Origin of the sequence: Acinetobacter bereziniae (assembly GCF_016576965.1) — a bacterium.
In the GTDB taxonomy this organism is placed as follows: Bacteria; Pseudomonadota; Gammaproteobacteria; order Pseudomonadales; family Moraxellaceae; genus Acinetobacter; species Acinetobacter bereziniae.
On record NZ_CP066119.1, the window covers coordinates 1,362,100 to 1,376,306 of the forward strand.

General features: G+C 36.7%; 13 protein-coding genes and 1 other RNA gene. 9 read left to right on the plus strand and 5 right to left on the minus strand.

All coding sequences use genetic code 11. From position 1 onward, the window contains the following. Positions 1 to 42 precede the first annotated feature (42 nt). The 3 genes from I9192_RS06205 (at position 43) to I9192_RS06215 (ending at position 4,943) form a co-directional block, all read left to right on the plus strand. Positions 43 to 801, plus strand: coding sequence for a Slam-dependent surface lipoprotein (locus tag I9192_RS06205; protein ID WP_005030482.1), 759 nt, complete (start codon positions 43 to 45; stop codon positions 799 to 801). A gap of 63 nt (positions 802 to 864) precedes the next feature. Next, entirely contained in the window at positions 865 to 2,355 is a 1,491-nt protein-coding gene (locus I9192_RS06210; RefSeq protein ID WP_005030480.1) for a surface lipoprotein assembly modifier, read from the plus strand. 260 nt (positions 2,356 to 2,615) lie between these two features. Next, positions 2,616 to 4,943: a TonB-dependent receptor gene (locus I9192_RS06215; protein WP_005030477.1), complete on the plus strand. Its 2,328-nt coding sequence runs from the start codon at positions 2,616 to 2,618 to the stop codon at positions 4,941 to 4,943. 257 nt (positions 4,944 to 5,200) lie between these two features. On the opposite strand, the gene I9192_RS06220 is transcribed toward I9192_RS06215, so the two are convergent. Further along, entirely contained in the window at positions 5,201 to 5,575 is a 375-nt protein-coding gene (locus tag I9192_RS06220; RefSeq protein ID WP_010590871.1) for a hypothetical protein, read from the minus strand. Positions 5,576 to 5,735: 160 nt separating this feature from the next. Here I9192_RS06220 and I9192_RS06225 point away from each other — a divergent pair, with 160 nt between their 5' ends. The 3 genes from I9192_RS06225 to I9192_RS06235 all read left to right on the plus strand — a co-directional run bounded on the left by I9192_RS06225 (position 5,736) and on the right by I9192_RS06235 (position 9,986). Beyond that, positions 5,736 to 6,284 carry a sigma-70 family RNA polymerase sigma factor gene (locus I9192_RS06225; protein ID WP_005030473.1) on the plus strand — a complete coding sequence of 183 codons (549 nt, stop codon included), beginning with the start codon at positions 5,736 to 5,738 and terminating at the stop codon, positions 6,282 to 6,284. Then, on the plus strand, positions 6,274 to 7,257 hold the full coding sequence (locus I9192_RS06230; RefSeq protein WP_005030471.1) for a FecR family protein: 984 nt from the start codon (positions 6,274 to 6,276) through the stop codon (positions 7,255 to 7,257). The genes I9192_RS06225 and I9192_RS06230 overlap by 11 nt, the downstream gene beginning before the upstream one ends. Before the next feature lie 143 nt (positions 7,258 to 7,400). Then, positions 7,401 to 9,986, plus strand: coding sequence for a TonB-dependent hemoglobin/transferrin/lactoferrin family receptor (locus I9192_RS06235; protein ID WP_200150216.1), 2,586 nt, complete (start codon positions 7,401 to 7,403; stop codon positions 9,984 to 9,986). Between the two features lie 620 nt (positions 9,987 to 10,606). On the opposite strand, the gene I9192_RS06240 is transcribed toward I9192_RS06235, so the two are convergent. Then, complete coding sequence (locus tag I9192_RS06240; protein WP_228129442.1) at positions 10,607 to 11,038, minus strand: GNAT family N-acetyltransferase; 432 nt, start codon at positions 11,036 to 11,038, stop codon at positions 10,607 to 10,609. Between the two features lie 198 nt (positions 11,039 to 11,236). Between I9192_RS06240 and I9192_RS06245 the strand changes: the two genes are divergently transcribed. Further along, positions 11,237 to 11,443 carry a hypothetical protein gene (locus I9192_RS06245; RefSeq protein WP_005030465.1) on the plus strand — a complete coding sequence of 69 codons (207 nt, stop codon included), beginning with the start codon at positions 11,237 to 11,239 and terminating at the stop codon, positions 11,441 to 11,443. A 99-nt stretch (positions 11,444 to 11,542) separates the two neighbouring features. Then, positions 11,543 to 11,953 (plus strand): GFA family protein, encoded by a 411-nt coding sequence (locus I9192_RS06250; protein ID WP_228129509.1) that lies wholly within the window; start codon positions 11,543 to 11,545, stop codon positions 11,951 to 11,953. A 269-nt stretch (positions 11,954 to 12,222) separates the two neighbouring features. Here the strand turns inward: I9192_RS06250 and ssrS are convergent. The 3 genes from ssrS to I9192_RS06265 form a co-directional block, all read right to left on the minus strand. Next, a non-coding RNA gene (gene ssrS, locus I9192_RS06255) (6S RNA) lies at positions 12,223 to 12,404 on the minus strand. A 100-nt stretch (positions 12,405 to 12,504) separates the two neighbouring features. Next, on the minus strand, positions 12,505 to 12,789 hold the full coding sequence (locus I9192_RS06260) for a cell division protein ZapA (protein WP_004831740.1): 285 nt from the start codon (positions 12,787 to 12,789) through the stop codon (positions 12,505 to 12,507). Between the two features lie 2 nt (positions 12,790 to 12,791). After that, entirely contained in the window at positions 12,792 to 13,343 is a 552-nt protein-coding gene (locus tag I9192_RS06265; RefSeq protein WP_004831739.1) for a hypothetical protein, read from the minus strand. Positions 13,344 to 13,407: 64 nt separating this feature from the next. Between I9192_RS06265 and I9192_RS06270 the strand changes: the two genes are divergently transcribed. After that, on the plus strand, positions 13,408 to 14,040 hold the full coding sequence (locus I9192_RS06270; protein WP_005030463.1) for a UPF0149 family protein: 633 nt from the start codon (positions 13,408 to 13,410) through the stop codon (positions 14,038 to 14,040). Positions 14,041 to 14,207: the final 167 nt, after the last annotated feature.

The window sequence follows — 14,207 nt, forward strand, 5'->3', positions numbered from 1 at the left end:
TTCTTAATGGTAAAACTTTAAACTCATAACGAGGAATTTAAAATGAAACTTCAATCTATCTCACTGGCTGTTTTACTATCTATTGGTTTAGTCGGTGCTGCTCAGGCAGCTATAGTCGGTGAGTCGAGTGATGTTAGTAAAATCGAGGTCGCAGCTACAGGTTCACTGGGGCCAAACCATCCAAACTCGGGTGTAGGTTTCGGAATCAAAGACTTTTATAACGGCGCAGTTGTTGCATTCTCGGGTTTTAACGGTTATGCAGATGGCAATGGGGTAGTGCGTTTGAACCCGTATTTACCAGGTCTTCCGCCAACACATGCTGCTATCGGTTATGCCAACTATAAACAAGTGCCTACGCAAGACGTTTGGTTTGGTGAGTGGAATGCCGAAGCCAAAGATGCCAGTGGAAACCGTCTAGGTACAGTTGATCCAACAACACATACTGTTTATTACAATGGTAAAGATGCGGATACCAGCGTACCGTCTACAGGTACTGCAAATTATAGCGTTCAAGGTGTCAATAATTATAATGGCTCTAATTTGTTGTCAGGTACGTTTACTGCAAACTTTGCAACCAAACAGTTAACTGGTTCATTGAGCGATAGTTCACGTACCTTTAATTTAGGTACTGCAACAATTAATAATGACGCTACGATTAGTGGTTCAAATGCATCTTGGACAGGTGGACCTTCTGGTGGTGATGTTTCAGGTCAGTTTTATAATAGCCAAAGCAGCTTAGCAGGCATTGCAACATTTGTAGGTAACAATACATATGATGTTGCATTCGGCGGTAAGAAATAATGATTTGAATAAGAAAGGCTTGCTTTGGTAAGTCTTTCTTTTTTTTATTTTATAGGGTGATCAATGAAAAAAATAGTATTGCTTGGCGTTGTGGTACTGTGTGGAGAATCTGTCTATGCAGCGGATGATACCAGTATCAGGTTAAATCAGGAAATTAGTCAGCAACAATATCAAAATGATAAGAAACTACTCAAATCAGATGATCCCAAAAAAGACCAAGCATTACCGAATCTGATCATACAAGGTCAGGAATATATGGTGAAGGATGAACCCGCAGAAGTTGCTTATGCGCTTTATTTGGCAGTGATGCAAAAACAATGGCATGTCGCTTTACGTTATTTAGAAAAATATAAAAAATTTCCAAATTATGATCAGGCTTTGACTGAATTCGCTGAAGGCGTCATGGCACGAACACAGGGAAATTTAAGCTTAGCTGAAAGTAAACTACAACACAGTCTAAAGATTCAATCCAATAATTTAATGACTCAGCTTGAGCTGGCGCGTGTCTACACCGAACAACAAAAAAATCAGCAAGGACTACAGTTATTTCAGCAGATTCAATCTCAATTAACTATGTCTAACGATCCTACTGCTCAAGGTATTCTTCAAACTGTAGAGATGTATCTTAAAGGACTTAAACAACGTGATGCATGGCAAGGTTCTTTAGCTTTTGGTTCACGTTATGCCAATAATATCAATAACGCTTCGGATAAATACGACATCGTGACCTATTACGGTATTGACCCAGAAACCAAGGAAGTCGTGCCTGTCGAACAATTAAAGCGAGGTACACCAGATGCGATCAGTGCCCAAGGTCTGGATTATGAAGCCACTTTAACCAAGCGTTGGTCACTTTCTGGGCAGCATGGTATTGCTTTACGTGGATTATTCTATGGTCAAGTTTACCCAGATCAGACAGATTATAATGAATTAACTTTTAATTTAAATGCGGGTTATAGTTTTTATAATGAACGTAATCAAGTCTTGGTTGCTCCTGTATTTGAACATAAATACTATGCACATGATCCACTCTACAATGCTTATGGGTTAAGAGGCGAGTGGATGCGCTTTATTTCCAACGATAAAGCCGTCAAGTTAGAGGCTGAAATGAAAGATATGAACTATTCTCAGTATAAGGGGCAGAATGGCACGGAATACTCAGTCTATTCAACTTTTTGGAAAATTTTACCAAAAAACTGGACCTTATTTGGTGGACTCGATTTCGTTGACCATAATACCCAAGAGCAATATTTCACAGCATATCAACAACAAGGCATACGTTTAGGGTTGTCCAAAAATTTTACCGCAGGCTTTAACACCAATTTATTTAGTTCTTTTCGTTGGCGTCAATTTGATAAATTTACGCCTGTATTAGAGACTAGGCGACATGATTTTGAACAAAACTATACCTTGATTTTAAGTGCACCGCGTTGGGCCTTTTACGGTTTAACACCAAATCTCACTTATCAATATAATCAAAATAACAGTAATGTAGAGTGGTTGTATTCTTATGATAAACACAATATCAGCTTAAAGTTAGAACATCGTTTTTAAACTGATATTTTAACTTAAGCTCTTAAAAAACAACTTTAATTCATCAATATAAGTATCAGATCAACAATGCAGCATTTCAGAACAAAGAAATTTGTTCATAAATAGCATAAATTTTTTAAATTATTAATTTAGATCAAAGGCTTATTTAAATTATTTTTATCACAATAGTGTTTGTTGGATAAATCATTAAGATTATTGTCGTTGAATAGTTAAATGTAATGTTATAACATAACAATAAATTACAATCTGGATATATCATCGTGCGTCGTCATAGTTTAGCCATTGCAATTTCTTTACCGATCTTTCCTGCCTATGCAGTGGATAATAAAGAGCTCAATGTTTTACCCATCATTCGAGTAGATGCAGAAACAGACATTTTTAAACAAGATCTTGTGGTTGTAAAAAATAAAAATGCGGACAATAAAACTTTAGGAGATGCCTTAAAGCAAGTTTCAGGAGTGCAAAGTAGTGCTTTTGGTCCAAATGCTGGTGCACCAGTCATCCGTAGTTTAGGCGGCAATCGGGTACAGATTTTAGAAAATGGTCAATCGCTTTATGGAATGAATGCAATCAGTGGCAATATTAATATTCCATTTGATCCATTGTTTAGCCAATCAATTACCGTCAATAAATCCTCTGATACGGTGCGTTATGGTGGGAATGCTATCGGTGGGAGTGTGGACATTGATACAGGAATCATAGATCAAGTGCTTCCTGAAAAAAAAACTGAACTGGAACTTGTCGCTAAAAAGGGCTGGAATGATTTTGATGCAAAGGGCTTTAAATTAAATTTAAATAACCAAAAGAATTTTTCGACCAATTTCTTATTTTCGACACAAGAGATAGCGGCATATAAAATTCCGGGTAACGGTAAAGCAAAAGTCTGTAATAGCGCATTATTTCCTGCAACAGGTGGAGTTAATACTGGTTTAGCTGATGCTTGCCAAAAAGAAGCACGAATTCAACAGGTGTATAACACGGCATCACAGCCATATATTGACCAATTCATGACAGAAAATCCAGATTGGGCAGATGGTACATTTTCTTTTTATACAGACAAGCCAACATCTGTATGGAGTGGGAAAACTTATACCAATCCTGTAAATCCCAATTATGTTCCAAATACCAAACAGTATACGGAAAATAAAATTAATAAGGACGTCACCCCGAACTATAGCGGTAAGCTTGGAAACAGTTACTTAGATAATCAGCATTTTGCTGTAGGCACAACATATTTTCTTGATCAAGGATATATCGGACTCAGTGCTGATTCGAAGAAAAGTGAATACGGTGTTCCGGGATTTTCTCTTGAAAATAAATCCTTTCAATCGACCAGTGAAAGCGTACCAGTAGGGGTTAAAACGGATCAACGAAGATATTCACTTGCGAGTGAACTTAACTTTAGCCCATTGTTGCTCAATCAAATTCAGTTTAACGCCAGTAAAACAGTCAATACCTCTGCTGAGTATCTGGGTACTGGGATGGCCAATCGTTATCAATTTGATACACAACAAGCAGAATTATTACTTAAACATCGACCAACCGAATTTTGGAGTGGTTTTGTCGGTCTAAATCAAATAGATCGTAAAGTTGAAGGGCAAGGGAAATTACGTTATTTACCTCATGTTGATACTCGAACACAAGCTGTATTTATTAAGGAAAAATTAGACTTTGACTGGCTAGAATTAGATGCAGGTTACCGTAATGAAAAAGTAGAACACAAAATTCAAGCGAGTGATTTTAAAACAGCAAGAAACTCACCAAATACTAAGTTAAAGGATACTGAATTTGATTTAGACAGTTATAGCTTTGGGTCTTATTTCAAATATAATGATTTATTGGGCTTAAAATTACGCTATTCGGTTTCAGATCGGGCGCCTGAAATCAATGAGCTTTATGCGAGTAATGCGCATTACTCTACCATGTTGCAAGAAGAAGGAAATCAAAAGCTCAAAGCAGAAAAGTCAAAAAATCTAGAATTGACAGGATTATTGAATTATCAAAATTTTAATTTAACTGCCACTGTTTATAAAATGAAATATGACAATTACTTATACTTAACCCATTCAGGTGTGCAGACTCAAAACCGCTTGCCGCTTAAATATTGGACACAGACCGATGCTGAAATCACAGGGTTTGAAGTTGATTTAAAACAAAAAGTTGAATTAAATGCCTATGGCTCAGTTGTGCTATCAGCATTTGCCGATTTTGTTAAAAATAAGAACCTTCATCCGAATCAGTTTAGTCTGTTTAATGACGGAAACTATTTACCCAATATGCCAACCAACCGTTATGGCATGAGTGTTGAATGGGCACAAAATGATTGGTCTGTGAGATTATCCAGTATCTATTTTGATAAGCCTCAATATTTAGGAAAAAGCGTGTCTGAAGAAGTACCATTGCCAGCATATAACATGATGGATTTTCAAATTCAAAAACACTTCAAACTACAAAAAACCAGTATGGACGTATTTTTAAATGGGTCGAATTTGTTGAATGAAGAAGCAAGACCACAAAACTCGCCGTTAAAATATATTGCACCGCTTCCTGGACGTGGTTTTCAAGTCGGTGTAAATATAAAAATCTAATCGGCTTGATTAACCGTATTGAGAAGTATTGTTTTCGCTATCTTAATCATGCAGCATTTCAACAGAAATCAACAGATCATCTGCGCCTTGTTCTTTAAGAATAGGGCGCTTTCAATATGATTAATGATGCTTGATTTTTTTAATTGATCAAAGAGAGCAGGGCGTGGTTATAAGCTTCAATGATTTAAGTCATCGTTGAAGCTTTGAGAATTAAGCCGTGTATTGATTTGGCTTACAAAGGTTTAATATATAGCGCTTTAACATGCAACGGCAGCTTCTCGCTCAAAAATAGAATCAACCTGTTCAAAGGCAAGTGCTCTTGGACGATTTTGATATTGGCAAGCGTAACTGTTAACAGCGTTTTCTAAGATTTGCAGGAAATCATTGTATTGTTCTTCAAAATCTAACAGATCAAGTAAGTCCAATTTACGGCTATGATGACAATTGTATTTTTGAATAAAATTCAACAATAAGTTTTGAATTGGTGTATTGGTAAAGTAAATTAAATAGGTGGCTGCAGAACCACAATGTAAACAACCTTTTTCGAGATAAATTTCTTCATTATTTAGCCAACAGCATTGTAGTGTGAAAAATGCTCGGATGGCTTCTGTTCCTAGAGTATGCTGTTCCACAATATTCACCAAATTTTAAATAATGCAATTGATAATCATTATCAATTAATTCCTAGGAAAAGTCTATTCAATAAAGGACAAAAAGTTGTCGAATAGAGCATTTACAAAAGTCTTTATGTAAACGATAATTATTATTGTTTGTATTTGCGCACTACATTTTATGATTCAGACTCCCACAACTCAATCACGTCAGCAGTTACTGCAAGAAATGTATCTGGATCATCATGATTGGCTTCGTCATTGGCTAAGCTTAAGGATCAAGTATCCATTTAGCGCAGCTGATTTGGTTCAAGATACTTTTGTAAAACTGTTGCAAACTAAACAGCTATTTTCCATTCAAGAACCTCGAGCCTATTTGGTCAATGTGGCTAAACATTTGCTTATTGATAAGCACCGTCGTTATATCTTAGAGCAAAATTATTTAGAGACCCTAAAGCAACACGTAGATGAACAAGAAAGCTTGCTGTCATCCGATCAAATCGAAGAAGCAGTGTTAATTTTAGACTTTTTGACGGTTGCGCTACAAAATACCACCCCGCTGATGCGTAAGGCTTTTATCATGTATTACTTTGAAGGTTATAGTCAAAGTGAGGTTGCCTTAGAGATTGGTCGGTCATTGCGTAGTACGCAATTGTATTTAGCTGAATGTCTACAACTATGTTACGAAGCGAAAAATAATCTGCTTGAGCTGGAGCAAGATGAACGCTAAACAGTTGCGTAAAGATATGGCGCTGTGGATTGTTCGCTTAAATGCGGATGATCAAGAGGAGCGCCGTCAGGCTCAGATTGAATTTGATCTTTGGCGCAATCAATATCCTGAATATCAGGATCAATTAGATGAAATGCTGAGTTTTTCTGAAACGATGCAACAGCTTTCGATGACACATGGTATTTCCAGTCAGAATGTTCATCACTCTATGCAAATCAGTCAGCAGAGTAAAACAGAAATCCAGAAATTATTTACCAAAGCTTTTGTACTTTGTTTAAGTATAGCAAGCGCAACATATTTTGCTTATCACTCAACAATATTCTCTTACTATACGGCTGATTTAAAAACAGATACAGGTGAAATGCAGTCATTCACTTTGGAGGATGGCTCAAAAGTATCTTTGGGGGCACGATCTGCAATTAAATTGGATTTCAAAGCGGATAAACGCCGAATTGACTTAGTTCAGGGTGACATTTATATCGATGTTGCCAAAGATCCAAATAGACCACTGATTATCCACACGCCACAAGCAGATTATAAGGCATTAGGAACTCGCTTTATTGTGAATCAATATCCAAAGCACAGTGTATTGAATATGCTACATTCTAAAGTCGAAGCGACGGCTTTGCAGGCAGCTCCTTTGTCTAAAGTGGTTCAGCAAGGTGAAAATATCACAGCGGATTCACAAGGTTTAAGCCAGATAACTAAAATAGATACTGCATCAACAGAATTCGCTTGGCAGAAACAGCAAATCTTGGCGAATGATTTACCAATGTCAGATTTACTTAGCCGTTTAGGGCGCTATCATCACCAATATTTATTATTTAACCAAGCAACTTTAGCGCAATACAAAGTGAGCGGTGTGATTAATACTCAACAAGATTTGGAACAGACACTTGCACTCTTGGCAACACAGTATCCTTTAAAAATCAAAAAAATAGGGCAACATGTGATTGCAATAAATGCAGAGTGATAAAACGTTTAAACAGTGTCTTCTAAAAAAAATGACCATTCATTGCGGTTTTTTTGGATGGTCTTCGTCATATAAGTTAGAACACATATTTTTTTTAACTGAATGAAGTGAATGATTATCATTTGACTTTAGGTGGCTTCAAAATGTCCCAGTCTTTATATCGAAATGCCATAAAACCGCTCGCATTGACCGCTGCCATAGCCTTGTCTATGGGAGTCGTCAGTACACAAATTTACGCAGAAACTGCTGTGCCCACGACTTTCTATCAAGTGCAGCGTGGTTCACTCACCCAAGCTTTAAACAGTTTGGCGCAACAAGCCAATGTCTCATTATTGCTTGATTCCAACAAAACCAATCAATACCAAGTTAAAAGTATCCAAGGTAAATACACCTTAGACCAGATATTTACAATGCTGGTTCAAAATACACCCTTTCAAATCCAAAAAACTTCAGCTGGCTATGTATTAATGGAAAAGCCCAGTGTTGAAAGTGCCCCTGTAATGAACCATGATAAAGTGAGTTCAGACAAAAATCTGCCTTCAAATCAGAATGGGCAAAATCAAATTTATCAAATGACGCCGATTGTGGTAGAAGCCGTTCAAAAAGATACAATTAAGTTTGGACAAAGTGTTTTAAACCAAAAAGCAATTGATCGTTATCAGGCCAATAATGTGGCACAACTCTTAGACAACATGCCAAGTGTTGGGGCTGCTGCATCTCCTCGCCCCGGCGGTCAAACGATCAATATTCTGGGTATGGGTGGGGTCGCAGATGTTCCGATTACTTTAGATGATTCTGTAAAAAGTTTTGATAAATATCGTCAGGGATCGGTATTTATAGAACCTGAAATTTTAAAGAAAATCACTGTAGATAAAGGTCCGCATAATGTTGAAGTTGGAAATGGTGGTTTTGGTGGGAAGGTTACTTTAGAAACCAAAGATGCGACAGATTTATTAGATAAAGATAAAAATGTAGGGGCATTTTTAAAGTATTCTCGATATTCAAATAATCGCCAAAATACCTACACAGGTGCGGTATATGGTAAAGCTGATAATGGTGTAGTAGATGGCTTGTTTTATTATACCAACCGGGACAGTGGTAATGTTAAACGTCCAGATGGCAGTACATTTTTATACTCTGCCCAAGAGCAAGAGACCTACTTAGCAAAACTTAATTTTTATCCTGCAGATGGACATAAAATCTCTCTCAATGCTATGCGCAGCGGACATGAGGGTTGGGAGCCATTTGCTGCCATGCGTGATCAGGATGCTGTGCCTACACAGGCAGATATTGCAAAATATGGCTATGATGAAGCATGGAAACGACGTTTGGTTTATCGTGATCAGGAAGATACCAGTTATTCAGCAAATTATGAGTTTAATCCAGCAGACAATCCATATTTGAATCTCAAAGCGGTTGCTTCATATTCAAAAACCTATCAGCATGACCAAAGACTACCAAGCGTAAATGGTTCAGCAGCACTTTTAGGCAATGAAAGTTGGGTAACCTATACCAATACAGCATTTAAACTCAGTAATATCAGTGATATAGAAACTAAATATGGTACTCATAAGTTAAAATTCGGTACGCAATATCAAAAGATGGAACAGAATTCCCTGATTTTTGATAAAAACAATGTGAAGAAGCCTGATTTTAATTTTGGCTATTATGAACCCAATTATATGCCAGCAGGCGATCAGCAAATGTTGAGCGCATTTGTTGAAGATCAATATCAGTTCAATAATATCATTATCACACCATCGTTACGTTACGATCATATTGAAAACACAGGGAAACCCAATCGAGCATCACGCTATAATGATCCTACCGCAGGACACGATTACTCAAGTAAAACCTATACAGGTTGGTCACCTCGTTTGGCAATGTCTTGGAAGCAAACAGACTACATGACATGGTTTGCCAATGTGAGTAAGACATGGCGTGCTCCTCGTGTTGATGAGCAGTATTATGTGCAATCAGCGGCAACCACTGTTCCATCGACCAGTCGTTATCTGCTTCCTGAAAAAATGCTGGCGATACGTATCGGTAATGAAATGAATTTTGATGATTTGTTCAGTACAGATGACCATCTACAAGTACGATTGACTTTCCATCGTAATCGTGGTGCTGACGAAATATTTAGAAACCGTTCAACCTTTTGCCAAGCCCAAGCAGAAAATAATGCAAGTACAGGTGAGGGCAGTGTTAAAGACTGCAATGGTAATTACAATCATGGTTTCTATCGAAACGTTACCGATTACACCATTAAAGCCTATGAAGCTGAAGTTTTCTACAATCAACCGACTTGGTTTGCTGGTTTAACTTATTCATATATTCGTGGGCAACGTGATAATTCACCTGTGAATCCATGGTTTGACCAAAAAACATGGATGGTTGATATCCCACCTAAAAAAGCCACAGCAACTTTAGGGGTAAATGTGCCTGAGCATCACTTAACCATGGGATGGAGAGGAATTTTTGTTGCGGCTCAAGACAGAAGTTTATCTGATAATGATAAATCAATTGCTGCATCTTCTTTTTCTTTACCTAAAACCAAAGGCTACTCGCTTCATGGCGTATATGCAGATTGGCAACCTGTGGGTGAGAAAGGACCAACACTTAATTTCTCTATAGATAATTTGTTTAATCGAGACTATAAAATGTATTTAGGTGAATATATGACGGGTACAGGGCGCGATTATAAGTTCAGTATTTCTCAAAAATTCTAAAGTTGAAGTCTGGATGTTGAACACTTAGTATCTCTCATGAGTAGCCCATAGGGTTTCATTGAAAATGGGCTACTTATATCTTGTTGGATCTAAACGTATTGAAAAGATGATGTGTTTTGGGTTACTGATAAGCTATTGGAATTACAAGCGATTGAAATAACAAAACTTTATTTTTACACGTAAACCAAGTATTAATCATCATTTTTTAAATTACATTTTGGTTACTTAATGATCGTAAAAATTTACCAATGGGTAAAAAATAAACTTGAATTTTAAAGTTTTCTTTGCCATATTCAAATCATAGTGCTGAAGGTTGTGCTTCAACTATATACGCAGTTTTTATCGCCCACTTTACTCCATCAAGTGGGTATTTTTTTATTTGTCATTGATATTGTTTGAAATTAATTTTCTTATTGCAAACATTAAAAAGTGGTAAATAATCACAATTTGATTCTAACAATTAGCCCAAGAACTAAATGACCAATTTTTACTTTATGATTTGATATATAAATGTAGTCTTCATTGATTAAATCATATCGAGCTATCGTTCCATCTTTCAATCTGAAAGCAGTAGTGATGGATTGCCCTAAAAGTTAGAAATGCGACTGCTTAAAACTAACTTATTGGGGGATTGGAATAAAAAATACTAATTCTGGATCATCCTCATCAAGATTTTCAATTTGACCACTTTCTATAAATCCAGAAGTGCGTAACAAACGTTGCATTGGCAAATTAGAACGATTGGTGGTGGTGAAAAGTTTTGGATGTAGGCATTTTGACTTCAAGCCATTCAGTAAGGCAAGTCCGATGCCATTACGTCGATAATGCTCTCCAACCATTAACATTTCAATAAAGCCACATCCAAAGAAATGGTAATTTAAAACACCATAACCCATGATTTCGCCATCCTTTTCAGCAAGAAAACATGTACTTTGAGCACACCAAGCGTGAATTTGTAATACTCGTTGTGCCTCATGTAAGGCAACACTATCAATCGCTATTAAATATTTGAGATCGGCTTCACTGGCGAGGCGAATTAACATTATATCCATCTACTCTTGTCATTCGGATAAATACTATAGCAATATTTCAGATGATTAGATTTGTCTATGCAGTATCAATATTCAAGAAATGGTTGACTTTATTGATCGACTATTCTTTTATAATTTTAAAAGAATAGAATTTATGATTAAAAAATGACTTTCAATGACCTGTAGGTCATGAGCCAAAATTCTTGTAAGAGAGTATAAATGAGCACATTAGAAACTATTTATTCAGATTTATATGAGATTGCTTTGAAACTGGATAGTATTCCTAAAAGAATACAAGAAGTCCCTGATTTAGATCATAGAGAAAATATTTTACTTACAGCAAAGGCTTTAAGTCATATTTTTGAATTGCAGAATAATATTCAAATGGTAAGACCAGATTTGAAGAAAAACCATAAAGAAAATTAATATTGATTCTTTATCTAATATTAGTGAAATATTTTGCTTTTTCTCAGGGTTATTGCTTATTTTAGACATAATAAATATGACTTTAATAACTGAATGAATATGGCTTTAAATGCGCAATGCCACTGTGAGGCAGTGAAATTCACCGTAGAGTTGTCAGATAATTTTGAGACAATACGACGTTGTAATTGTTCATTTTGTCGTATGAGGGGAGCTGTAGCCGTGTCTGCTCCACTTTCAGGAATAAATGTTTATGAAGGTCGTGATAAATTAACAGAGTATAGATTTAACACAAAACAAGCAGCACATTATTTTTGTTCAGTTTGTGGAATTTATACTTTTCATCAACGTCGCTCCAATCCTAAGCAGTTTGGAGTGAATGTTTCCTGTATCGTTGGAGTCTCACCGTTTGATTTTGAAAAAGTTCCAGTTATGGATGGTATCCAGCACCCGAAAGATGGGGGTGGTGGTGTAACAGGCTATCTTTGCTATGAAGCGCTAAATCATAAATAGACACAATCAAGCTTTAGCAAAATATCAAGTTTTTCAAGTCAAAATATGAAGTTGATCTGTGTTGTGTTTGAATGAACGTATTTATGAAGTATCAGGTCTTAAATTGAGAACCTAATGTGATGTTGAGTTATAAGTGTAAGGATTATGCGGATCATACAATTGAAATGACCATATAAATCAAAACATGAAAATTTTAAGAGGATACAGTATAAAGAGAATCGTCAGAGAACTAGAATGAATTTTAAACATTAAATTTTTATAATAAAAATAAGTACTCCGGTGATGCCGCTGCATGGTCGTTACCCTGAACCCGATGAGTTCAAGGTGGACGTGACGTACACTTACTGGGTTTCCCACTCGCGGTGGGCATACACTCAAAATATACAGAACACATCCATAAGTTTAAGTATCGGCAGGGGAATAGACGTACTGGCGAACACCCCAGAGTTGTATTAAGTATACATAATCTGACGTTTGTGGCAAATCATCAAAGGTCACAAATTATAAATATAGATAAAAAAATGAAATCAACTGCACGAAAAAAAAGCGGTTTAGCCCGCTTTTTCAACATCTTCGAGCATAGCTTCTAATAAACGTTCACATTGTGCGTATTCTTGTAACGTTTTATTCATGCTCAAAACTTCTTGCATTAACTCTAACGCCACCATAATCACCAACTTATTATGTTCAACGTTGGGTGCTTTGCGACGGAACTCTTGAAACTTATCATTTAATAGCTGACCAGCACGTTCTAACTCATGCCTTTTTTCTGTAGTCGTACCTAGACGGAAAGTCTGTTCGATTAAACGCAATTCTACGGTAACATGTTCAGACATAATTATACTTCCTCATTAGATTCTGAAGGATGAGCAAGTTGTTGAATCTCTTGCGCATGATGATCTTGTTCAGTCCCTAAAATAGAAAGACGTTGAATAATCGCTTCAACTTTGGTCTTTGCATGTTCATTTTTTTGGATTAAACGTTCACGCTCATCTTGCAGGTTTTTAATGTCCTGCAAATGATGGCGCTGTTCATTTGCCATTTTCTCTTTAACCACGCGTAATTCATTGCGTTCGGCTAAAATTTCCTGAAAACGATTTTTTAAATCTGTACAGCTTTTTTCTAAACGGCTATAGCGTTCAGCTAAAGATGAGGCATCAGTGTTGAGCTGTTGAAATTGATTTTGCAACTGAGCAAGCTGTTCAGTGAGCGAATCAATTTCATCTTGTTTTTGGGTAATAATACTGTTTTTATGGCTGATTTGAGCGTGAGCTTGCTCTTCACTGTTATCTTTTTCTTTTAACAGCGATGCATTTTCTTTCTCAACAGTCTCGATTCGTGTTTTTAAAACACCAATATGCGTTTGTAGACGCTGTAATTGTTCTAACATAACGGGTCGCACAGATTTGCAATCAAAGGTAATATATACAGAAGTATAGAGATTGGATAAGCGAATGCAAGACGATATTTCAGGTTGGTCAGATTGGAACCAAAATTTTAAAGGGATTGAGGAAATTTCAAGCCCGAGTGAGTTACATGGCTTATTAACAGGTATAGTTTGTGTTACCGAAGTACCAACCCGAGATGAATGGTTACAAATTTTATCGACGTTGGATGTACCAAAATTAGACGATGAAGCATTGGCTGTACTCTCAGATGAAACCGAAGATGTGTCACATGCGCTTGCTGAAGATGATTTAGACTATCTTCCGATGCTTCCAGATGATGAACATACTTTATCGGAGCGTGTTCAAGCTTTGGCTGACTGGTGTGCTGGCGTTGTTTTAGGTTTTGGTTTGGCTTCAGGTCACATTCGTTCAGACGAACAAGAGTTAATTGAAAGTTTACAAGATGTCGCATCTGTTGAGTTTGATGAATCAGATGACGATGAAGAGGGTGAAGCAAGCTATGAGGAGCTATATGAGTTTGTTCGCTTGATTCCAGTATCCCTATCTGTAGGGCGCAAAAAAGTGCCAGTTTCAGAAAGCCCTTTGCTGCAAAATTTCCATAGCAAAATGAAGCAAGCTATAGACTCATCTGAAAGTAGCAATGTGGTCGAAATGTTTACACCACACCGTCCAAGTTAAATTTTTTGTTCAAGATGAAGCACTGCTAAGTTTTAATGAAATGGTTGATTGTGTAAATCTCTAAAATTTAGAGACCACAATCAGCCATTTTTTTATCATGATATGCGGATATATTTTGATCACCAAACCAAGTCATTTTAAGGATATTGATAAGGATCGATCAATCA

Excerpts from the sequence above, each read along its gene's own strand:
- I9192_RS06205 (WP_005030482.1), top strand. The coding sequence starts at position 43 with ATGAAACTTCAATCTATCTCACTGGCTGTTTTACTATCTATTGGTTTA.
- I9192_RS06210 (WP_005030480.1), top strand. The coding sequence starts at position 865 with ATGAAAAAAATAGTATTGCTTGGCGTTGTGGTACTGTGTGGAGAATCT.
- I9192_RS06225 (WP_005030473.1), top strand. The coding sequence starts at position 5,736 with ATGATTCAGACTCCCACAACTCAATCACGTCAGCAGTTACTGCAAGAA.
- I9192_RS06230 (WP_005030471.1), top strand. The coding sequence starts at position 6,274 with ATGAACGCTAAACAGTTGCGTAAAGATATGGCGCTGTGGATTGTTCGC.
- I9192_RS06235 (WP_200150216.1), top strand. The coding sequence starts at position 7,401 with ATGTCCCAGTCTTTATATCGAAATGCCATAAAACCGCTCGCATTGACC.
- I9192_RS06240 (WP_228129442.1), bottom strand. The coding sequence starts at position 11,038 with ATGGATATAATGTTAATTCGCCTCGCCAGTGAAGCCGATCTCAAATAT.
- I9192_RS06245 (WP_005030465.1), top strand. The coding sequence starts at position 11,237 with ATGAGCACATTAGAAACTATTTATTCAGATTTATATGAGATTGCTTTG.
- I9192_RS06250 (WP_228129509.1), top strand. The coding sequence starts at position 11,543 with ATGGCTTTAAATGCGCAATGCCACTGTGAGGCAGTGAAATTCACCGTA.
- I9192_RS06260 (WP_004831740.1), bottom strand. The coding sequence starts at position 12,789 with ATGTCTGAACATGTTACCGTAGAATTGCGTTTAATCGAACAGACTTTC.
- I9192_RS06265 (WP_004831739.1), bottom strand. The coding sequence starts at position 13,343 with ATGTTAGAACAATTACAGCGTCTACAAACGCATATTGGTGTTTTAAAA.
- I9192_RS06270 (WP_005030463.1), top strand. The coding sequence starts at position 13,408 with ATGCAAGACGATATTTCAGGTTGGTCAGATTGGAACCAAAATTTTAAA.